General features: G+C 40.8%; 19 protein-coding genes and 1 riboswitch. Of the genes, 11 read left to right on the top strand and 8 right to left on the bottom strand.

Annotated elements, in window-relative coordinates; genetic code table 11:
• Nucleotides 1-46: 46 nt before the first annotated feature.
• Entirely contained in the window at nt 47-523 is a 477-nt protein-coding gene (gene ytkD / locus GXP75_RS20420; RefSeq protein WP_214914054.1) for an RNA deprotection pyrophosphohydrolase, read from the top strand.
• Between the two features lie 35 nt (nt 524-558).
• Here the strand turns inward: ytkD and GXP75_RS20415 are convergent, their stop codons facing one another.
• From GXP75_RS20415 to GXP75_RS20405, 3 genes are read right to left on the bottom strand one after another with little or no spacing between them, the layout of a single operon-like run.
• Nucleotides 559-1,380, bottom strand: coding sequence for an ABC transporter permease (locus GXP75_RS20415; protein ID WP_063637128.1), 822 nt, complete (start codon nt 1,378-1,380; stop codon nt 559-561).
• Nucleotides 1,355-2,137, bottom strand: coding sequence for an ABC transporter ATP-binding protein (locus GXP75_RS20410; protein ID WP_214914049.1), 783 nt, complete (start codon nt 2,135-2,137; stop codon nt 1,355-1,357). The genes GXP75_RS20415 and GXP75_RS20410 overlap by 26 nt, the downstream gene beginning before the upstream one ends.
• A 12-nt stretch (nt 2,138-2,149) precedes the next feature.
• Complete coding sequence (locus tag GXP75_RS20405; RefSeq protein WP_214914046.1) at nt 2,150-3,154, bottom strand: ABC transporter substrate-binding protein; 1,005 nt, start codon at nt 3,152-3,154, stop codon at nt 2,150-2,152.
• Nucleotides 3,155-3,329: 175 nt separating this feature from the next.
• On the opposite strand from GXP75_RS20405, the gene GXP75_RS20400 reads away from it, so the two are divergent.
• Both GXP75_RS20400 and GXP75_RS20395 read left to right on the top strand, forming a co-directional pair.
• Nucleotides 3,330-4,103, top strand: coding sequence for an alpha/beta hydrolase family protein (locus GXP75_RS20400; protein WP_242557734.1), 774 nt, complete (start codon nt 3,330-3,332; stop codon nt 4,101-4,103).
• A gap of 55 nt (nt 4,104-4,158) precedes the next feature.
• Entirely contained in the window at nt 4,159-4,401 is a 243-nt protein-coding gene (locus tag GXP75_RS20395; protein ID WP_003324952.1) for a DUF2584 domain-containing protein, read from the top strand.
• Nucleotides 4,402-4,450: 49 nt separating this feature from the next.
• Here GXP75_RS20395 and pckA read toward each other — a convergent pair whose 3' ends face one another.
• Nucleotides 4,451-6,034: a phosphoenolpyruvate carboxykinase (ATP) gene (gene pckA, locus GXP75_RS20390; protein WP_061571906.1), complete on the bottom strand. Its 1,584-nt coding sequence runs from the start codon at nt 6,032-6,034 to the stop codon at nt 4,451-4,453.
• Nucleotides 6,035-6,228: 194 nt separating this feature from the next.
• Nucleotides 6,229-6,367: riboswitch (SAM riboswitch) on the top strand.
• A gap of 171 nt (nt 6,368-6,538) precedes the next feature.
• Here pckA and metK point away from each other — a divergent pair.
• From metK to alaP, 3 genes are all read left to right on the top strand, one after another.
• Nucleotides 6,539-7,741, top strand: coding sequence for a methionine adenosyltransferase (gene metK / locus GXP75_RS20385; RefSeq protein ID WP_242557733.1), 1,203 nt, complete (start codon nt 6,539-6,541; stop codon nt 7,739-7,741).
• Nucleotides 7,742-7,888: 147 nt separating this feature from the next.
• Nucleotides 7,889-9,790, top strand: a complete 1,902-nt coding sequence (gene asnB / locus GXP75_RS20380; RefSeq protein WP_242557732.1) for an asparagine synthase (glutamine-hydrolyzing) — start codon at nt 7,889-7,891, stop codon at nt 9,788-9,790.
• 279 nt (nt 9,791-10,069) lie between these two features.
• Nucleotides 10,070-11,476 carry an alanine permease AlaP gene (gene alaP / locus GXP75_RS20375; protein WP_003324956.1) on the top strand — a complete coding sequence of 469 codons (1,407 nt, stop codon included), beginning with the start codon at nt 10,070-10,072 and terminating at the stop codon, nt 11,474-11,476.
• A gap of 419 nt (nt 11,477-11,895) precedes the next feature.
• Here the strand turns inward: alaP and GXP75_RS20370 are convergent, their stop codons facing one another.
• The gene (locus GXP75_RS20370) at nt 11,896-12,411 is read right to left on the bottom strand and encodes a gamma carbonic anhydrase (RefSeq protein WP_003324958.1); all 516 of its coding nucleotides are present in this window, start codon (nt 12,409-12,411) and stop codon (nt 11,896-11,898) included.
• 48 nt (nt 12,412-12,459) lie between these two features.
• On the opposite strand from GXP75_RS20370, the gene GXP75_RS20365 reads away from it, so the two are divergent.
• Both GXP75_RS20365 and GXP75_RS20360 read left to right on the top strand, forming a co-directional pair.
• The gene (locus tag GXP75_RS20365) at nt 12,460-13,239 is read left to right on the top strand and encodes an alpha/beta hydrolase (protein ID WP_003324959.1); all 780 of its coding nucleotides are present in this window, start codon (nt 12,460-12,462) and stop codon (nt 13,237-13,239) included.
• Between the two features lie 21 nt (nt 13,240-13,260).
• Entirely contained in the window at nt 13,261-14,340 is a 1,080-nt protein-coding gene (locus GXP75_RS20360) for a tetraprenyl-beta-curcumene synthase family protein (RefSeq protein WP_242557731.1), read from the top strand.
• A gap of 17 nt (nt 14,341-14,357) precedes the next feature.
• On the opposite strand, the gene mnmM is transcribed toward GXP75_RS20360, so the two are convergent.
• The 3 genes from mnmM to GXP75_RS20345 all read right to left on the bottom strand — a co-directional run bounded on the left by mnmM (nt 14,358) and on the right by GXP75_RS20345 (nt 17,650).
• Nucleotides 14,358-14,942, bottom strand: a complete 585-nt coding sequence (gene mnmM, locus GXP75_RS20355; protein WP_242557730.1) for a tRNA 5-(aminomethyl)-2-thiouridylate-methyltransferase MnmM — start codon at nt 14,940-14,942, stop codon at nt 14,358-14,360.
• Entirely contained in the window at nt 14,939-15,907 is a 969-nt protein-coding gene (gene mnmL / locus GXP75_RS20350) for a tRNA modification radical SAM protein MnmL/YtqA (protein WP_242557729.1), read from the bottom strand. Before mnmL ends, mnmM begins: the two co-directional genes overlap by 4 nt.
• Before the next feature lie 87 nt (nt 15,908-15,994).
• On the bottom strand, nt 15,995-17,650 hold the full coding sequence (locus GXP75_RS20345) for an MFS transporter (RefSeq protein ID WP_242557728.1): 1,656 nt from the start codon (nt 17,648-17,650) through the stop codon (nt 15,995-15,997).
• Nucleotides 17,651-17,892: 242 nt separating this feature from the next.
• On the opposite strand from GXP75_RS20345, the gene GXP75_RS20340 reads away from it, so the two are divergent.
• From GXP75_RS20340 to GXP75_RS20330, 3 genes are all read left to right on the top strand, one after another.
• Nucleotides 17,893-18,417 (top strand): thioesterase II family protein, encoded by a 525-nt coding sequence (locus GXP75_RS20340; protein WP_242557727.1) that lies wholly within the window; start codon nt 17,893-17,895, stop codon nt 18,415-18,417.
• A 195-nt stretch (nt 18,418-18,612) separates the two neighbouring features.
• On the top strand, nt 18,613-19,581 hold the full coding sequence (locus GXP75_RS21530) for a SagB/ThcOx family dehydrogenase (RefSeq protein ID WP_242557726.1): 969 nt from the start codon (nt 18,613-18,615) through the stop codon (nt 19,579-19,581).
• A gap of 14 nt (nt 19,582-19,595) precedes the next feature.
• On the top strand, nt 19,596-21,101 hold a 1,506-nt coding region (locus GXP75_RS20330), incomplete at its 3' end, for a condensation domain-containing protein (RefSeq protein ID WP_242557725.1).

The following is a 21,101-nucleotide window of genomic DNA, read 5'->3' as shown; positions in this document are numbered from 1 at the left end:
GGTATGATGTAGGGAAGATAGCACGGTGCGGATTAGAGGGATAAATATGTACGAGTTTAAAGACTATTATCAAAATACTGTTCAGCTTTCATTTGAGGATCAGCCTTTTTCAGACAGCCCGAAGCATGTCTGGGTCATCTGTCGTTACGGTGACCGATGGTTATTGACAGAGCATGAGGACCGGGGATATGAGTTTCCGGGCGGAAAAGTAGAACCTATGGAGCGCGCGGAAGAGGCGGCGGTTCGTGAAGTGAAAGAGGAAACCGGAGCATCAGTGAAAAAACTTCACTATGTAGGGCAGTATAAAGTGCTTGGGAAAGAAAAAGTTATCGTGAAAAACATCTATTTTGCGGATATTGAGAAGCTTGAAAAACAAACCAGCTATTTTGAAACAAAAGGTCCGGTTTTGTTCAATGAGCTTCCGGAACATCTTCCGCGAAATAAAAAATTCAGTTTCATTATGAAGGATTTAGTGCTTCCGATCAGTCTGAAAAAACTGCGGGAAGACGGATTCATTGATTGAAAAAGACCCGGCGCCGCAGGCCGGGTCTTCTTTTTTTAGCGGTGATCGCTTCGTCCCTTCGTCCATTTCTTTTCTAACAGCTCTACCCCTTGGTACATAAGCGTCGCGAATATCGCGATGATAAACAGGCTTAAGAATACAAGCGTGAAGTTGAACACCTGAAATCCATAAATAATCATATAGCCCAATCCTTTAGCTGAAACAAGGAACTCCCCGACGATGACACCAACCCATGATAAACCGACATTCACCTTCAGTGTTGAGATAATAGCAGGAGATGATGCCGGCAGGATCACTTCTTTAAAAATGACACGTTTTTTGGCGCCGAATGTATTCATCACTTTCAAATAGTTTTCGTCTACTTCCTGAAAAGCTGTGTAGACCACAATGGCAGTTATAATGACACTGATCACTGCTCCCATCGCAATGATGCTGATAAAGCTGGGACCGAGGGCAACGATGAGGATCGGGCCAAGCGCTACTTTTGGCATCGCATTTAAAACGACAAGATAGGGATCTAAAATCTGCGCCAATTTATTCGACCACCACAATAATGCAGCAAGGCATGTGCCGAGAAACGTACCAAGCAAAAAGCCGAGTACGGTTTCAAATAAGGTGACTCCGATATGTTCTCCTAAAGAACCATCCGCTATTTTTTCTATAAACAAGCTCCACACCGCAGACGGAGAGCTGAAGATCAATGGATCAATCCAGCCTGCTTTGCTGGAAATCTCCCAAGATGAAAAAAAGACGAGAAAGATGGCTAATTGAAAGGTATGCACCTTCCATTTCTCTCTTTTATGTTTTTTCTGAAATTGCTGATGGAGCACTTCAATACTCTCTTTGCTGCTTTTCAAGGGAATTCAGCTCCTTCCATATGGTCTGAAACAGCGGTTGGAAGGAAGGGTCCTGCCTCGCGTCAAACGGGGGCATTGCTGCCAGCTCTTTAGGAACGGTGAAAATTTGATGAATGGTGCCGGGCTGATTAGAAAAGAGAAAGATGGTATCGCTCATCGCGATGGCTTCACCGATGTCATGAGTGACGAGAATCGCTGTTTTTTGATACTCCTTCAACGTGCGGAATACAAGGTTTTCCAAACTCAGCTTCGTTTGAAAATCAAGTGCAGAAAATGGTTCATCGAGGAGCAGCAGACTGGGATTCGGAGCCAGCGTTCTGGCTAACGCCGCGCGCTGGCGCATACCGCCTGACAGTTCTTTGGGATATTTCTTTTCAACGTCATACAGTCCGAATTCTGGCAGAAGACTGAGCGCTTCCGCCCTTTTTTCGTCAGTCAGTGTTTTCGCGATTTTTAATCCGAGGAGCACATTATCTTCAATTGATTTCCAAGGAAATAAATAATCTTGCTGCAGCATGTAGCCGATGTTGTGTTCTTTTTGGTTAGGTTCTTGCCCTTCTATCAAAACCTGGCCTTCCGCCGGTGATATGATACCGGCGATAATGGAAAGGAGGGTCGTTTTTCCGCAGCCGCTCGGTCCGAGAAATGAGATGAAATCACCCTTCTCGGCATCAAAATGAATATCCTTTACCGCTGTGGTTTTTTCCTTTAAAGAGAAATAAGTATGAGTCACATGGTCAACATGTAAGAAAGACATGAATGGCGCCTCCTATTTTTCTGAGGTGACTTTTTTCGCAATTTTTGTATCTACAAGCTGGCTGTATGGAATATGCTTCGGCAGTTCTCCTGCTTGATCCATAATCATTTGAAGCTGCTCCCATTCCTTTTCATGAAGGAGAGGGTCTGTAGAAAATGAGTTCTGCTTTTTATAGCGATCAATAGACGCTTCGATGATCTCCGGCTCTGTATCGTCAAATTCGCTTTGAATGGCTTCTGCGATTTCCTTTGACGAATGCTTTTCCACCCACTGCTGCGCTTTATATACGGCGCGAGTGAATTTTTCCGCTGTTTCTTCATGTTCGGTCAGGTAGCTTTTTTTTGCCATAAATGTTGTATAAGGGACCCTGCCTGATTCTTCACCGAATGAAGCAACGATATGTCCGATGCCTTCTTTTTCAAAAAGGGAAGCGGTCGGTTCAAATAACTGGACATAATCACCCGTTCCGGAGGCGAATGCATTTGCGATATTCGCAAAGTCAATGTTCTGAATGAGGTCAACGTCTTTCTGCGGATCAATATTGTGTTTATTGAGAACAAATTCGCCCGCCATCTGAGGCATCCCGCCTTTCCGCTGTCCGAGGAAGGTTTTTCCTTTAACCATATCCCAGTCAAAGTTTTCAATATCTTCTCTCGCTACGAGAAAGGTGCCGTCAGTCTGAGTCAGCTGGGCAAAATTAATAACCGGGTCTTTGGCTCCTTGAGATTCCACATAAATGGATGTTTCAGACCCGACAAGCGCAATATCAGATCCGTTGGAAAGAAGTGATGTCATCGTTTTATCGCCGCCCCAGGTTGTGTTTACCTCGATATCCAGTCCTTCTTCTTTAAAAAAACTTTTTGAAACTGCAACATACAAAGGTGCATAAAAAATCGAATGGGTGACTTCAGCCACTTTGACCTTTGTCAGTTTTGCTTCTTGCTTGCAGGCTGACAGGGCAAAGATGAGAAAAGCGCCGCACACAATGGCACAGCCTGTTTTGATCCATTTGTTCACCAGTGTTAACCTCCTTTATTCGAGCATCATATCAATATACTTTTTCGCTTTACATATCGTATGATAGGTATAAAAATGTGTGAATGCCCAGTGCACTCTCATAGTAAAAAGATCATTTATTTTTAAAGTACTGGAAAGAATAAAGAAACAAATATGATCGAAGGAGGCAGCAGATTTGCTAGTTGAGAAAAAAAGATTCCCGTCTCCTAATCAGCATGTGCGTTTATATACAGTCAGCTATCTTTCAGACGGATTAAAAGTGAAGGGATTGCTGGCGGAACCTGCGGCGCCCGGGATGTATGACGGTTTTTTATATTTGCGGGGCGGAATCAAAAATGTCGGCATGGTCAGACCAGGGCGGATCATCCAGTTTGCTTCACAGGGATTTGTGGTATTTGCGCCTTTTTACAGAGGGAACCAGGGCGGAGAGGGCAACGAGGATTTTGCCGGAGAGGACAGGGAGGATGCCTTTTCTGCTTTTCGTCTGCTTCAAGAACATCCGAAAGTAAAGGCGGACAGAGTCCATATTTTCGGATTTTCACGCGGGGGGATCATGGGTATACTGACTGCGATTGAAATGGGGAAAAGTGCCGCTTCTTTTGTGACATGGGGAGGCGTCAGTGATATGTTCCTGACCTATGAGGAGCGGAAAGATCTGCGCAGAATGATGAAGCGGGTAATCGGGGGCACGCCGAAAAAAGTGCCGGAGGAATATGAACGGAGGTCGCCGTTTGACAAAATAAACCGCATTCAGGCGCCAGTGCTTTTGATCCATGGGGAAAAAGATCAAAACGTGTCCATTCAGCATTCCTACTTATTGGAGGACAAATTAAAACATCTGCATAAGCCGGTGGAAACATGGTACTTCAGCGGGTTTACGCACTATTTTCCCCCGCGGCAAAACAGATGTATCGTACGGGAACTCACACAATGGATGAAGAACCAGTGAGCGGACGGATTATGATATGATGGAAGAGAAAAAGAGAACGAAAGGGGTTTTCAATTTGGGAATGCCTGTTGAATTTAATACAATGATTGTAACGAAGGGTAAAGAAGAACGGATAGAGGAGAATATATTCCGGCTTGAGAAAGAGGGGTACCGCATTTATCCTCTCGATATTCCGATGGATGTACGGAAGACCAAGTTTGGCGAGAAATCGGGAACGGCTGAAGTGCAAAAGCTTGAGTGGTCAAACGGCCGGACAGGCATTACATACAAACTGACTTCTCTGCACTCCACAAATTAAAGAAAAGGCCAAGAGCGAAACAAGCTCTTGGCCTTTTGAAAAGCAATCTTTACAGGAGCGGACCGCCAGCTTCGGCAATCGCGCCTGTATGTGAGAATTTCTTGAAGTTTTCTTTGAATTCATTAGCCAGGTAAACTGCTTTTTCTCTGTACTCTTCTTTGTTTTTCCATGTTTTTTCCGGCTGAAGGACGTCATCAGGAACGCCTGGCACATGAACCGGACTATGAAGACCAAAGACAGTATCCGTCTTCATCTCTGCATTCTCCAATTCGCCTTCAATTGCGGCTCTGACCATTGCACGTGTGTAAGAAAGCTTCATGCGTTCTCCGACACCGTAACCTCCGCCAGTCCAGCCCGTGTTGACAAGGTAAACCTGCACGCCGTGTTCATCAATCTTCTTCCCGAGCATTTCAGCGTATATATGGGCAGGCAGCGGCAAGAATGGTGAGCCAAAGCATGTGGAAAACGTGGTCTCTGGTGAAGTGACGCCCCGTTCGGTTCCGGCCAGCTTACTTGTATAGCCGCTTAAGAAATGATACATCGCCTGTTCCTTTGTCAGTTTGCTGATTGGCGGGAGTACGCCGAATGCGTCGGCCGTCAGAAAAACAATGGCAGACGGGTGCCCGGCAATGCTTGGTGACACGATGTTGTCAATCATATCAATCGGGTAAGCGGCACGAGTGTTTTCCGTATAAAAAGAATCATCGTAGTTCGCCTCACGGGTCTGATCATCTATGACGACATTTTCAAGTACTGATCCGAAACGAATCGCGTTGAAAATCTGGGGTTCCTTCTCTTCGCTTAAATGAATACACTTGGCGTAGCAGCCGCCTTCTATATTAAAGACGCCCGTATGGGACCAGCCGTGCTCATCATCGCCGATCAGCTTGCGGTCTGAACTTGCGGATAATGTTGTTTTTCCGGTGCCTGACAGACCGAAGAAAAGAGCGACGTCTCCTTCCCGGCCCACGTTGGCTGAACAATGCATCGGCAATATATTCCGTTCAGGCAGAAGGTAATTCATAATAGAGAAAATGGACTTTTTCATTTCACCGGCATATTCTGTCCCGCCGATTAGAATGGTTCGTTTTTCAAATGAAACGATGATAAATGTTTCAGAATGTGTGCCGTCCGTTTCAGGGTCTGCTTTAAAATGAGGCGCGGAAAGAATGGTGAACGGCTGTTCAGCGGTTTTTTTATCATTTGTTTCCGGTCTGATAAAAAGCTGTCTGGCAAATAAATTGTGCCATGCAAATTCATTTACGACAGTAATCGGCAGCCTGTATTTTTCATCTGCGCCTGCAAAACCTTCGAAGACGAACAATTCGTCTCTTTCTTTTAGGTAGCTGACGACCTTTGTGTACAGCCGGTCAAATGCTTCTTCTGATATCGGCTGGTTCACAGAACCCCAATCAATCTTATCCTTCGTGCTTTGTTCCTGTACGATGAATTTATCCTTAGGAGAACGTCCGGTATAAGCGCCGGTTGTGGCTCTCACGGCGCCTGTCGATGTTAATGTGCCTTCGTTTCGGGCGATTACTTTTTCTGTGAGCTGCGGAACGGATAAATTATGCTGCACGTTCGGACTTGTTAATAAGAGCTGCAAATCGGCGGTTAAATCAACTGAGTTCATAGAAACCTTCCTTTATCTTTTATTGTGTCTTGCCATTTGTAAAATAGTATAACACATTAATACCAATAGTCTATACTATTTGTTGTTTTTTTGTGTGTGTTTTTGAAACGCACTTTTGAAATAAAGTCTGCTAATTCCTGATTCTTGTTGACACCGTAAACACTTATAAGATAAGATATTTTATTGAGCGGATACTCTTATCCCGAGCTGGCGGAGGGACAGGCCCAATGAAGCCCAGCAACCGGTTTCTCTTTAAAAAGCATGTGGAAACACATGTGGGACAACCAAGGTGCTAACCTGTTGCAAGGTTATTTATTCCTTGAGCGATAAGAGTGAAAGGCACACACAACCAACCCTTTCCTCAAGTGGAAAAGGTTTTTTTATTTCATAAATATGCCAATTAACATTCTCTAATATAAAGTATGACATTGTATAAGAGGGAGCGAGTTCCGTATCATATATAAAAGGCCTATCGGGAGGTCTTTTACCAGGAGGAAGCAAATCATGAGTGAAAATCGTCGTTTATTTACATCAGAATCTGTTACGGAAGGGCATCCGGATAAAATCTGTGACCAGATTTCGGACAGCATTTTAGATGAAATTTTAAAACATGACCCTAATGCGCGTGTTGCTTGTGAAACGTCCGTTACAACAGGTTTAGTGCTTGTCAGCGGAGAGATCACAACATCCACGTATGTTGATATCCCAAAAACGGTGCGTGAAACGATCAAAGAAATCGGTTATACGCGCGCGAAATACGGATTTGACGCTGAAACGTGTGCTGTTTTAACGTCTATTGACGAGCAGTCCGCCGACATCGCGATGGGTGTGGATCAGGCGCTTGAAGCCCGTGAAGGCACAATGAGCGATGCTGAAATCGAAGCGATCGGCGCAGGAGACCAAGGATTAATGTTCGGTTATGCGTGCAACGAGACTAAAGAGCTTATGCCGCTTCCGATTTCATTGGCGCATAAATTAGCGCGCCGCTTGAGCGAAGTACGCAAAGAGGATATTCTTCCTTACCTTCGTCCGGACGGAAAAACTCAAGTAACTGTGGAATATGATGAAAGCAATAAGCCGGTCCGTATTGACGCGATTGTTATTTCAACACAGCACCACCCTGAAATTACGCTTGAGCAAATTCAGCGCAATCTCAAGGAGCACGTTATTAATCCTGTCGTTCCTGAGGAATTAATTGATGAAGAAACAAAATACTTCATTAACCCGACAGGGCGTTTTGTAATCGGCGGACCTCAAGGAGATGCCGGTCTTACAGGACGTAAAATCATCGTTGACACGTACGGCGGCTATGCACGCCACGGCGGCGGCGCGTTCTCAGGTAAGGACGCAACGAAGGTAGACCGTTCAGCGGCATACGCAGCTAGATATGTAGCGAAAAACATTGTGGCAGCGGGTCTTGCGGATTCTTGCGAAGTACAGCTTGCTTACGCTATCGGTGTTGCGCAGCCGGTTTCCATATCCATTAATACGTTTGATTCAGGAAAAGCTTCTGAAGAAAAGCTGATTGAAGTTGTACGCAATAACTTTGATCTGCGCCCAGCCGGCATTATCAAAATGCTTGATCTGCGCCGTCCGATCTATAAACAAACGGCTGCTTACGGTCACTTCGGACGTCTTGATGTTGACCTTCCATGGGAGCGTACAGATAAGGCTGACCAGCTTCGCAAAGAGGCTTTAGCAGAATAATTATATAGCCGCTTACTTATAAGCGGCTTTCCCTTTTTTTCAATAGGCCCGGGTTTATTTTTTTACATAACAGTGAAACGATTTAATATCCGGTGCGTCTATAAAGAGGGATTTCATCATGAAAATAATAATTATGGAGGCAATAATATGTGTGGATTTGTTGGAGTTTTTAACAAGCATCCATTAACTCAAACCGCAGATCAAGAAGAACTTATCAAACAGATGAATCAGATGATCGTTCACCGCGGTCCTGATAGTGATGGGTATTACCATGATGAGCATGTTGGATTCGGATTCAGACGGCTCAGCATTATTGATGTAGAAAACGGCGGGCAGCCTTTATCATATGAAGATGAAACATATTGGATTATCTTTAACGGAGAAATCTATAACTATATTGAACTGAGAGAAGAGCTTGAATCAAAAGGATATCAATTCAACACAGATTCAGACACAGAGGTCCTTCTTGCGACATACCGTCATTATAAAGAAGAAGCCGCTTCAAAATTGCGCGGAATGTTTTCTTTTCTGATTTGGAATAAAAATGATCATGTCTTGTACGGAGCAAGAGACCCATTTGGCATTAAGCCGTTATATTACACAACGATTAATGATCAGGTTTATTTTGCCTCAGAGAGAAAAAGCTTAATGGCTGCTGAAAGCCATATTCAGTTGGATACTGAGGCACTTCAGCAGTACATGTCCTTCCAATTTGTTCCTGAACCTGGCACGCTGGACGTAAATGTGAAAAAGGTAGAGCCTGGACAGCAGTTTACGATTCGCCCGGAAGGCGATATCACCTTTAAAACGTATTTCAAAGCGCATTTCAAGCCTGTTCAATCTTCAGATGAAGATAAGCTTGTCAAGGAAGTAAGAGACGCGATTTTTGATTCTGTTAAGGTTCATATGAGAAGTGACGTGCCAGTCGGTTCTTTCCTTTCAGGAGGGATTGATTCCTCCTTTATTGTATCCGTTGCTAAAGAATTTCATCCGAACTTAAAAACATTTTCTGTCGGATTTGAACAGCAGGGGTTCAGTGAGGTTGATGTTGCGAAGGAAACGGCAGCTGCACTTGGCATAGAAAACTTCAGCACCGTTATTTCTCCGGAAGAATATATGAACGAACTGCCGAAAATTGTCTGGCATTTTGATGATCCGCTTGCTGATCCGGCTGCGATTCCATTGTATTTCGTCGCAAAAGAAGCGAAAAAACAAGTAACAGTCGCATTATCGGGCGAAGGGGCTGACGAACTGTTCGGCGGATACAATATTTACCGCGAACCGCTTTCTCTTAAACCGTTTGAACGCATCCCGTCCGGTCTGAAAAAGATGCTTCTGTATGTAGCTTCTGTCATGCCCGAAGGAATGCGAGGCAAAAGCCTGCTGATCAGAGGATGTACACCGCTTCAGGATCGCTATATCGGAAACGCGAAAATCTTTGAAGAACCTGTGAAAAAACAGCTTCTCAAACATTATAATCCGGAGCTTTCTTACCGTGATGTGACGAAGCCGTACTTTACAGAAAGCAGCTCATACAGTGACATTAACAAGATGCAGTATGTGGACATTCATACATGGATGCGCGGCGATATTCTGTTAAAAGCGGATAAAATGACAATGGCCAATTCATTAGAACTGCGTGTGCCGTTCTTGGACAAGGTCGTATTCGATGTGGCTTCAAAAATTCCGGATGAATTAAAAACGAAAAACGGCACAACGAAATATCTGCTTCGCAAAGCGGCAGAGGGCGTTGTTCCTGATCACGTGCTGAACCGCAAAAAGCTCGGTTTCCCAGTACCGATCCGCCATTGGCTGAAAAATGAAATGAATGAGTGGATCCGAAATATTATTCAGGAAAGTGAAACAGACGCTTATATTAAAAAGGATTATGTCCTTCAGCTTCTTGAAGACCATTGTGCGGATAAAGCGGATAACAGCCGTAAAATCTGGACAGTGCTGATCTTCATGATCTGGCACAGCATTAATGTTGAAAAACGATTAGTGCCTGAAGAACTGAACCATCAGCCCAAAGAAGTTATTTTTGTATAATTAAAAGGCTTCCGATTCGTCGGAAGCCTTTTTGTTATACCTGCTGTACTCTGCATCCATCCGACTTCCTCTTAGTCCTTGTATTCCGCTATGCTTTACATAAAGTGTTAAAAAATATTCACAAAACGTTTATAATAGAGTTAATTGAATGACTAATAGATTAGATAGGTCTAGCCATTTTTGACTGTTTTCGGAGGAAAGGCCGGACGAATCCCACTATGATACGCAGCAAAAGAAGCGTTACTAGATTAAAATCGAATAGTGTTAGGGGAGAGGGTTATGCAAAGAAAGGCGCAAGAAAAACAATTGCATCGGGGATTAGAACAAAGACATATATCCTTGATGTCATTAGGGGCAGCGATTGGGGTAGGTTTATTCCTTGGTTCTGCTTCCGCTATTAAGTTAGCCGGACCCGGGATTTTGGTAGCTTATGCCTGCAGCGGTCTTGTTATGTTTTTTATTATGAGGGCACTTGGCGAAATGGCGATTCAAAAGCCGGTGGCAGGTTCTTTCAGCAGATACGCACGTGACTATTTGGGCCCTCTTGCGGGATATTTGACCGGCTGGAATTATTGGTTTTTATGGGTGGTAACGTGTATGGCCGAAATTACAGCAGTCGGTATCTATATGAAATATTGGTATCCGGATGTTCCAAGCTGGATATGGGCACTGGCAGCGCTGATGATAATGACGGCTGTCAACTTCCTAGCCGTAAAAGCATATGGAGAGTTAGAATTTTGGTTTGCCCTTATTAAAATTGTAGCTATCTTATCGATGATTGTTGTTGGTTTATTAATGATTATCGCCGGAGTCGGGAACGGAGGAGTCGCGACAGGCATCAGCAATCTGTGGAACAATGGCGGGTTTTTCCCAAACGGCATAAAAGGGGTTTTGCTGTCACTCCAAATGGTGATGTTCGCTTATTTAGGAATTGAAATGATTGGTGTGACTGCCGGAGAGGTGAAAAATCCGGAAAAATCGTTAGCAAAAGCGATTGATACAGTATTTTGGCGGATCCTTATTTTTTATGTTGGCGCTTTATTCGTCATTATGTCTATTTATCCTTGGCAGGAAATCGGTTCACAAGGAAGCCCGTTTGTTCTTACTTTTGAAAAAGTCGGCATCCCTTCGGCCGCGGGCATCATTAACTTTGTTGTTTTGACGGCAGCCTTGTCTTCTTGCAACAGCGGGATTTTCAGCACGGGGCGCATGCTCTTTAACCTGGCGGAACAAAATGAAGCGCCGAAAGCTTATGGAACTTTGACAAAAGGCGGGGTTCCGGGTAAGGCCGTTTTGGCTTCCGCAGGTGCGTTATTAATCGGCGTTGTGTTAAATTATGTCGTGCCCGCAAAGGTATTTACATGGGTCACGAGCATAGCCACATTCGGAGCGATTTGGACATGGGGAATCATTTTACTGTCTCAGCTTAAGTATCGTAAAAATTTACAGCCGAGTGAACAAAAACGCCTAAAGTACAAAATGCCGTTATATCCGTTCACTTCATATGTATCATTAGCTTTTTTGGCGTTCGTCATTATTCTTATGGCTTATAACCCGGACACCAGAGTAGCTGTTATTATCGGTCCGATCTGGTTTTTGATTTTGGTTGCAGTGTATTTCAAAAAAGGATTTCATAAAAAAAACGCTGTGAAAACGTCGTCGGGAGAACAGCAGATTAGTCAATAGTGGAAGCGTTTTAATCGCAATGAATGCATAAAGCAGTGAACAGCCGCAGTTTTTTATGCTTAAAAGGTTTTCGATTCGTCGAAAGCCTTTTTTATATGAACGTTAAAATCATCTGTAAAAAACGGTGAGGCGCACTTGTGGATGAATTAATAGAAATCAGGTAACAGGAAAGAATAAGGTACAAGGGATATTGAACGAAAATAGCCTAAGGGGAACGGAAAGTTTCTGAAGCAAACAGGTAAGCGGCTCCCCTAAGGCTGGGATACTGAACACAACCTTATACAATGATAGCCTTAATGACTGTTGTAAGATCAGATTGTTAAGGATTTACTTAAAAAACCCCAAAACTCAGCGCGGGTTTGGGGTTTCAATGGTTTTTACTTATATAATGTTTCGAAAAATGTTAAAGTAAAACAAAGTCATTTTTGCTGAAGGGTTTTATAGTACTGGCCTTTGGCTACATATTCTGACCGGATTCTTTCCATGTCTTCTCTGTCTTCGTCTGTTAAAGGGCGAATGACTTTAGCCGGGCGTCCGAACGCGAGATGACCCGGCGGAATGGTTTTGCCCGGCGGGACGAGGCTGCCCGCTCCGATAAATGCGCCTTCACCGATTTCAGCACCGTCAAGAATAATGGAACCCATGCCGATTAAGGCATTCTTTCTGATAATTGCGCTGTGTAATGTAACCTGATGGCCGATTGTGGCGTCATCTTCTATAAGCAGCGGGCGGTTTGGGCTTTGGTGAAGGCAGCTTAAGTCTTGGATATTCACGCGTTTTCCGATCCGAGTCGGCGCTACGTCTCCCCGAATGACCGCAGAGAACCATATGCCAGATTGTTCTCCGATTACAACGTCACCGGTGATTGTCGCGTTATCCGCAATAAAAGCAGTAGGGTGAATATCCGGCTTATATTGCATATAAGGGTAGATCATGAATCTCATCCTTCTTTCTCTATTTAAATTTCGTATGAGGTGAACTGCATGTGGACCTGGAAAGCAGACAGACCTGTGGGTTCAATTGTTATCATCCACGGGGCAAGCGAATACCACGGACGATATAAATGGTTAATAGAAATGTGGAGATCTTCAGGCTATAACGTTGTGATGGGCGATTTGCCGGGGCAGGGAACAACCACCCGGGCGAGAGGTCATATTCGCTCATTTCAAGAATACATTGATGAAGTAGATAAATGGATAGATACAGCCAGAACCTTTGAATTGCCTGTTTTCCTTCTCGGTCACAGTATGGGCGGGTTAATTTCAATTGAATGGTTTAAACAGCAGAGAAATCCCCGCATTACGGCACTTATTTTATCATCACCCTGTCTTGGTCTGCAAATTAAAGTAAACAAAGTGCTTGATATCGCATCGAGAGGGCTGAATGTCATCGCGCCGTCGTTTAAGGTAGACTCGGGTTTGTCGCTTGATATGGCCACACGTAATCAGTCTGTAATAGAGGCTGATCAAAATGATTCTTTATACGTCACAAAAGTGTCTGTCAGATGGTACAGGGAGCTGTTAAAAACGTTTGAGTCCGCCATGGTGCCGACTGATGCTTTTCTGAAGGTGCCGCTTCTCGTCATGCAGGCAGGAGACGACAGGCTTGTGGACAAAAGTAAGGTAATCAAATGGTTTTCAGGAGTAGCGTCCCACAATAAGTCATACAGAGAATGGGAAGGCCTCTATCATGAAATATTCAATGAACCAGAAAGAGAAGCTGTTTTCAAAGCAGCAAGAGCATTTACCGATCAGTATATTTGAAAACATTTGGGGGTGCATGTGTTGACAGTACCGGAACATCCTTTTGGCCTTATGACAAAAGTATATCGAGATATTTTTCCGCTCGTACATCAGGAAATGAAAATATGGCAGGAGAAATCTGAATCGATCCGAAATAGTGAATTAAAAGCACAGGCAATGGCAAGTATTAGGGATAAAACATTTCACTGTGAAGGCGGCGGCATTTTGGCTTTATTATCGGGTGATGAAAAGCAAAAATGCGTGGAATTTATTATTGCGTACCAGACAATCAGCGATTATTTGGACAATTTGTGCGACCGAAGCACCTCGCTTGATCCGGATGATTTTCGAATGCTGCATGCCTCCATGCTTGACGCTTTAACAGTCGGGGCAGAGCTGCAAAATTATTATCAATTCAGGAATGAGCAAGATGACAGCGGATATTTGCATGATCTGGTCAAAACATGCCAGCGTGTCCTCGGTTCAATTGAACATTACGACATCATTAAACCCTATCTTTTAGAGCTGTGCGGCTATTATTGCGATCTGCAAGTGCATAAACATGTCGTGGAACATGAACGTGTCCCGAGGCTTGAAAATTGGTTTACTCAATTTGAAGCGGATCTTCCTGAGATGGAGTGGTATGAATTCTCGGCTTGCGCCGGGTCAACGTTAGGTATTTTTTGTCTGGTTGCGTATTCGTTTCAGCCGGATTTTAATGAAGACACCGCGAAAAAAATACGCAGCAGTTATTTTCCGTACATACAGGGGCTTCATATTCTCCTTGATTATTTAATTGATCAGGAGGAGGATCTGCTTGGAGGGGATTTGAATTTTTGCACGTATTATGAGTCTCACGAAGAAATGATGAAAAGGCTGGAGCATTTTATTGAAAAGGCAGACGAGCATTTGCGGGGCATTCCGCATGAGAGCTTTCATCGTCTGATTAACCGTGGGCTGCTTGGTGTCTATTTGTCCGATGATAAAGTAGCGGAACAAAAGGAAATGGGCAGGCTCGCGAAAAAGCTGATTAAAGCAAGCGGTAAAACATCATTTTTCTTCTACATCAACGGAAGAGCCTACCGTAAATTTCAAAAAATGCCTTGGATGAGAAGCTCATAAATAGAAAAAAGCTCAAATCACTTGCTGATTTGAGCTTTTTTTTCAATAGCGATAATAAATGGCGGATCATTTTGCTGGTTTAAATATCCATATGATAAAACTCGCGCTGTTTGCTGATCAATGTTTCGGCAGTAAGCCAGCACATCCTCTTTTTCTGCCTTGCCTTCAGGGTGCCCGTGATAGACAACAAGCACAATAAGCCCATCTTCTTTCATCATAGCCAAAAGCTGTTCGATGGCTTTGATCGTTGAAGCGCCGTGTGTTGTCACGCTTTTGTCGCCGCCGGGAAGATACCCGAGGTTGAAAATGGCTGCCGCTATCCGGCCGTCCGCTTCTGGAGGAAGGGATTCAGCAATTTTATCATGGCTTTTATGGAACAATGTGACACGTGGTCCGTATTCTTCGCCCAGCCGCTCTCTTGTGGCAGCCAGCGCAGATTCTTGAATGTCAAACGCGTAGACATGACCGTTTTCACCGACAAGTTTTGCTAAAAAAAGGGTGTCGTGTCCGTTCCCCATAGTTGCGTCAACCACGAAGCTTCCTTTATCCGCAGCCATTTGCAGCAGCTCTTTGCTGTAGGGGAGAATTTTTTTTAACATCATAATGCCGATTCCTCCCCGAGCCTCTGAAAGAATTTCCCTTGATAGCTTCCGCGTTTTATAAGCTCGTTATTGATTGCGCCCAGTACTTCCCACTTGTTTACGCTCCACATGGGGCCGACCATCAGTTCAATCGGTCCGTCACCGGTAATGCGGTGGACAATCATTTCCGGGGGAATGATTTCTAGTTGATCGCATACAAGCTGAACATACTCATCCTGCGTGAGGAATTCCAGTTTGCCTTTTTCATATTGCTTTACCATTGGCGTTCCTTTTAACAGATGTAAAAGATGGATTTTGATGCCCTGCACGTCCAAATCGGCGACTGCCTTTGCCGTTTCCATCATCATGTCCCGGTCCTCGAGCGGAAGTCCGTTAATAATATGTGAGCAAATGCGTATGCCGTGTTTTCTTAATTTATGAACACCTTCCGCGTAGCAGTTAAAATCGTGTGCGCGGTTAATCAGCAGGGCCGTCCGCTCATGGACCGTCTGAAGCCCAAGCTCCACCCATAGGTAGGTGCGTTCGTTCAGTTCAGCCAAATACTCAACGACATCATCAGGAAGGCAATCCGGTCGTGTTGCGATTGATATGCCGACCACCCCGTCAAGCGCGAGCACCGATTCAAATTTCTCGCGAAGCACTTCAACCGGGGCATGTGTGTTTGTGAAGGCTTGGAAATAAGCGATATATTTGCCGTCCTTCCATTTTTCATGCATGCGCTCTTTAATATCATTAAATTGAGTGATTAAGTCGTCTGCGCGGTTTCCTGCAAAGTCACCTGAGCCGGCCGCGCTGCAAAATGTGCAGCCGCCGTGTGCGACTGTGCCGTCCCTGTTCGGACAGTCAAACCCGCCATCCAAAGCAACTTTAAATACCTTATGGCCAAAATGCTCCCGTAAATGATAATTCAATGTATGATACCGTTTTTCCGTGTTTGTATAGGGAAAAGGGTTGTTTTGAATCACGATGAATGTGTCCTCCTTGCGTACAATTGCATTCTAAAATTGTAGCACGAAAGGAGATACGGAACAAACTAATCCAATACGTAAATGTTATAAGGAACTAGTTTTTGTTTGTTTCACCCTTAGTTTTCTTGGAGATATATCACTGAAAAGAGAAAAAATAATTCCAATTATGAGAATGATGCTTCCGATCTTAAACGTAAAGTTGAAGCTGTCGCTAATTTTCTCGTTATAAAGTTCTGCTATTTTATTCTGAAGAATTATGATTTGCTCTTTTTGCTTCTTAAAACTTTCTTTTACTTTATCTTTGTACTGTTTGGGTGTTTTAGAGAGAAGTTCTTCTTCTTTTTGATTTAGTTCTTTAATTGTTTTTTCCTGGTCAAATGTTTCTGATTCATGCAAACGTGCTATGATTTCTGTTTTAGCAATATCATCAAATGCCGTATTATCTTCTACAATTTTTACAGCTTCTTTTGTAGCGGAATCTACATGATGATTGATGCTTGTTGTTAGGACACTAGTAAGAATAGCAATCCCAACTGCTTGCCCCACAGTCCTCATCATATTTAAAATCCCTGACGCAATACCAATTTTTTCTGTCGGAACTAATCTGATTCCTGAACCCATAGCCGGTCCAATGATAAGACCTAAAGCTAAGCCGGATATACAAAGAAGAACAATTACTAGTGAAATAGGACTGTCGTATCTTATATAACCATATAAGTAAGTAGTTATTGTTAACCCCATCATACCTAAACTGGAAAATAAAGAGCCTCCTAGTTTATCCGATAACTTTCCAGATAGAACAGAGGTAAACATAGAAGATAATGCTAAAACAGATACAATTAGACCTGCTTCTAGTTCTGTTTTTCCCATTAGATTAGTAAGCAGTAAAGTTATGATAAGAGTTCCGCTAGTTAAACCTAGTCCCTGCATAAATAGTGTTAATGAACTAAAAGTGAATGTCTTTACCTTTAGCATTGATAAAGGGACCATTGGATATTTTATTTTAGATTCAATATAGAAGAAGAATATTAGTAATAACATTGATACACTCATAAAAACAAGAAATGTTGGAGATGTCCATCCTAAATCTGATACTTTAGCAAAACCAAATGTTAAACAAAATAGAGCTCCAGATAAAATGAACATACCGATATAATCAACCTTTTTATTGGATGAATTATCATAGCTTTCAGTTATGAAAATGGCAGCAAAAATTATGGCGATAAGTCCTAGAGGAATGTTGATGAAAAATATAGATTGCCAATTAAAGTTTTCAGTTAACAATCCACCAAGAACGGGGCCTAATGTCGCAGCAAGTCCTGAAAAAGCTCCCCAAATACCAATAATCATTCCTTTTTTTTCGTCAGGAACTATTTCCAAAGCAATTGGCATTGTAACTGGCACAATAAAAGCAGCTGATAAGCCTTGAATTACTCGTACAGTAATTAGTATTTCAATAGATCCACTTATACACGCCAGAAAAGATGTGAAAATAAAAAGGCCTAATCCAAATATAAATGCTTTTTTTCTTCCGAAATGATCAGCTAGTTTAGATGCACCAACTAACATAACAGCAAATGCCAAGGTATAGCCTGTAGCAACCCAAGCCACTTGAGATAGTGTGCAGGAAAAATCAGTTAACATTTCAGGTAGTGCGATGTTTACTATTGTTGTATCCATTACAGAAATAAATGTACCTAAAAGTAAAGCACTTAAAATTATAATTTTCCTAAAAGTCATATAGTAAATCCCCCTTGTAGATATCAATCTAAAATGTAATTTGGCAATCATCTAAAAACATAGTAAGTTAAAACAGTAATATTTGTCAATGAATTGTTTATAGTCCTTTTTTATTTTTTGGGTGATAGTTCTTTAATAACGGTGAATTTAGTATAGACTTTACACAAAAAATTCCTTAAAATAGATTATAATTCCTTTTTCCTGTTATTATTCTAATGTTTTATCTTTAAAGGAGGTAATATATGACGACTTCAATCAAATTGTTTTGTATTCCGCATGCTGGAGGAATGTCTAGTATTTATAATGAGTGGAAACCCATTGCAGGTCTAAATGTGGAGTTATTCCCTATTGAATTGGCAGGTAGGGGAACTAGGTTTTTAGATGAACATTACAAGACTTTTGATCAAGCTGTTGATGATGTTGTATCTAAAATATTAAATCATAATAAAACCAATCAAAAATTTGCAGTTTTTGGACATAGTATGGGTGCTTATATTGCATATGAGGTAGTACAGATATTAAACAAACTAAATGAGAATAGATTAGTTCACTTATTTGTTTCAGGGAAAGGGGCGCCTAATCTAACAAAAAAGGAATTTATAAGTGATTGGATTGATGAGGAATTAATTAAAAAAATCGTAGAATTAGGTGGTCTACATAACAAATTAGGAAATAACTGGGAATTGCTTGATTTATTTATTCCAGTAATAAGAAATGATTACAGAATAATAGAGACATATAACCTTAATATAAAAAATAAATGTTGAAACTAAAATTACAGTTATCTCAGGTAAATATGATGAATCAACTTCTATGCAAGAGATACTAGGATGGAAAGAGTATTCACATAAAGAAGTTGATATCTTCCAAATTGATTGAGGACATTTTTTTATAAACCAAAACGCTAAGGAAGTTATAAAAATCATAAAAGAAAAGCTTTTATTAAAGAAAGGAGACTCTTTGTGAATAAATATTTTTGGGCACCAAATATACAATGGAGACAAGAGGATAACGAGATAATAATTGGAGAATTAAAGTTTAAAGGTAAAGTAATTGATTTCTTCCCTGAAATATATTTTGAATTTCAAAAAGGGATTTTTTTGAATGAACTGGCCATTATTTTTCAAGATTTTAATATAAAAATTTTAAAAATGTTTGTACGTGATTTAATTCGTAATAGAGTTTTGATAGACAGTACGAGTACACCTAATGAGTTATTTAAAGCTCAAAATCAATTTGTATACAATGATTTTGAAGAGGGTTATTTTTTAAAAAATGAAAATATTAATGAATATAGAAATAACCAATTGAACAGATTCTCCTTAATGGAATTTAAAGAAACAATTCCATTAAATCATTTTGAAGAAATACCCTCTTTTATAAGAGCAAGAAAGAGTACTAGAGATTTCGATTCCTCAAAAACTATGAGTTTTTCAACATTCAGTAACATTTTAGGGGTGTTCCAACAAACAAATATTAAAGGAAATATACAATATTTTTATCCAAGTGCTGGGGGACTTTATCCAGTCAATATATATCTATATATTAAAAAAAATAAAGTTGAGAATATTGAAGAAGGACTTTACTTATATAAACCTTCTGATAATTCTATTAATTTAGTTGGGAAAGTAGACTTTAGCAAGGTTAATTTCCATTATTTTATGAATGACGGAGTATTCAAACAATCAACTTTTACAGTTTTTTATACGTTGGATAACGATGCGATTATACCCAAATACGGCGGAAATGGTTATTATTATGGACTACTAGAGGCGGGTGTAATGACTTCTCTTCTTTCATATATAACGGAGTTTTTCAAAGTTGGATCTTGCTCTATTGGCGATATAAAATTTGATGAATTGAAGGAATATTTTAAATTTAAAAGAAACGAAGTTTTCTTGCATACAGTCGAAGTTGGTATGAAAAAATAAGGAGAAATTTAAAAATGATAGAGACAAACATCATAAGTATTAAAGATATAAGTAATTTTGTTTTAGATAAAATTTATAAAGAAACTAAAAATAACACTGTTAATTTATCCTCTCAAATTTACGATTTTCATATTTCATCCTTAGGGATACTAAGGATTTTAGGGGAAATAGAAGATACTTATGGAATAAACTTAGAGATTTATGACTTTGTGGAAAGTGAAAGTTTGTCTTCTTTTTGTAAGCTCATTTTTCATAAAGTCAATGATCTAGAAGAAGAACAAGAAAAAGATAATTACTTTTTAGTTCGAGATAACGAAAATGAAGAATTTGATTTGACAAACGTACAAATGGCTTATCTATCAGGAAGAGAAACTGAGTTTGAATTAGGCAATACTTCAACTCACGCTTATATTGAGCTTGAATGTGAGTTAGATATCATGAAATTACAGTATTCTTTAAACAAAGTCATAGAGCGTCAAAGTATGCTTCGAGCCGTTATAAAGCCTAATGGAAAACAAAAGATCCTTAAGAGTGTCCCATCATTTGAAATACATATTAAAGATATTAGTAAACTTAGTAGTTTAGAACAAAAGAACAAAATACTTTATGAACGGAACAATGCCTCACATAAAACATTTGATCCCTATGTTTGGCCCTTATTTGAATTTAAAGCTTTAAAGTTAGATAACAACAAATATCGTTTGTTCTTTGGTATAGATATGTTGATTGCAGATGGGGCAAGTATTCAGCTGTTATTTAAGGAAATATCAACTATATATAGTAGCAAAGAAAATTCCATAGAGCCATTAGAAATCAGTTATAAGGACTATTTGTTAGCTTATAAAAAGATCAAACAATCCAGCAAGTATCAAGAGGATAAAAGATTTTGGTTAAATAAAGTCGGAAATTTTCCAGACCCTCCTTTGTTACCTTTAAAAGAGAATTTGAGAAGTGTTGAAAAACCACGTTTTAAAAGATTAAAGAAAGTACTAGATGAAAAATCTTGGAGTGAATTGTTAAAAATTTGTTCTGATAATAATCTTAGACCAAGTATGTTATTCTTAATTATTTATTCTAAAGTATTAGTTAAATGGAGTAATAAAAATGATTTGGCTATTAACACAACTTTGTTTAATCGAAGAGCAATCCATAAGCAGGTAAATGAAATTATAGGTGATTTTACAGAAATTATGATATTTGATGTCTGTTTTGATTATAGTGAAAATTTTTGGAATGATGCCAAAAGAATACAAAGTGACTTTTTTGAATCTTTAGCTCACAATACTTTTGACGGAATAGAGTTTACAAGGGAATATTCTAAAATTAATAATTTGCCTAATGGCAAGGCAGTTTTTCCTGTTGTTTTTACTAGTATGTTATTCAATGAGGAATTGAATCATCTTAATTCATTTGGTTTGTTTAAGGATAGCATTAGTCAAACATCTCAAGTTTATTTAGATCACCAAGTTATACAACTAGGCGATGGAGTTATGCTTAGCTGGGATTATGTGTCAGAACTC

The sequence above is a fragment of the Bacillus sp. HU-1818 genome (assembly GCF_022695965.1).
In the GTDB taxonomy this organism is placed as follows: Bacteria; Bacillota; Bacilli; order Bacillales; family Bacillaceae; genus Bacillus; species Bacillus atrophaeus.
Note: the sequence above shows the minus strand (reverse complement) of the source record. Positions and strands in the feature narration are given on the sequence as shown.

Bases quoted from the DNA above. Each gene is read 5' to 3' on its own strand.
- ytkD (WP_214914054.1), top strand. From the start codon at position 47: ATGTACGAGTTTAAAGACTATTATCAAAATACTGTTCAGCTTTCATTT.
- GXP75_RS20410 (WP_214914049.1), bottom strand. From the start codon at position 2,137: ATGTCTTTCTTACATGTTGACCATGTGACTCATACTTATTTCTCTTTA.
- GXP75_RS20370 (WP_003324958.1), bottom strand. From the start codon at position 12,411: ATGATCTACCCTTATATGCAATATAAGCCGGATATTCACCCTACTGCT.
- pckA (WP_061571906.1), bottom strand. From the start codon at position 6,034: ATGAACTCAGTTGATTTAACCGCCGATTTGCAGCTCTTATTAACAAGT.
- GXP75_RS20340 (WP_242557727.1), top strand. From the start codon at position 17,893: ATGACGACTTCAATCAAATTGTTTTGTATTCCGCATGCTGGAGGAATG.
- GXP75_RS20345 (WP_242557728.1), bottom strand. From the start codon at position 17,650: ATGACTTTTAGGAAAATTATAATTTTAAGTGCTTTACTTTTAGGTACA.
- asnB (WP_242557732.1), top strand. From the start codon at position 7,889: ATGTGTGGATTTGTTGGAGTTTTTAACAAGCATCCATTAACTCAAACC.
- alaP (WP_003324956.1), top strand. From the start codon at position 10,070: ATGCAAAGAAAGGCGCAAGAAAAACAATTGCATCGGGGATTAGAACAA.
- mnmM (WP_242557730.1), bottom strand. From the start codon at position 14,942: ATGATGTTAAAAAAAATTCTCCCCTACAGCAAAGAGCTGCTGCAAATG.
- GXP75_RS20365 (WP_003324959.1), top strand. From the start codon at position 12,460: ATGTGGACCTGGAAAGCAGACAGACCTGTGGGTTCAATTGTTATCATC.
- metK (WP_242557733.1), top strand. From the start codon at position 6,539: ATGAGTGAAAATCGTCGTTTATTTACATCAGAATCTGTTACGGAAGGG.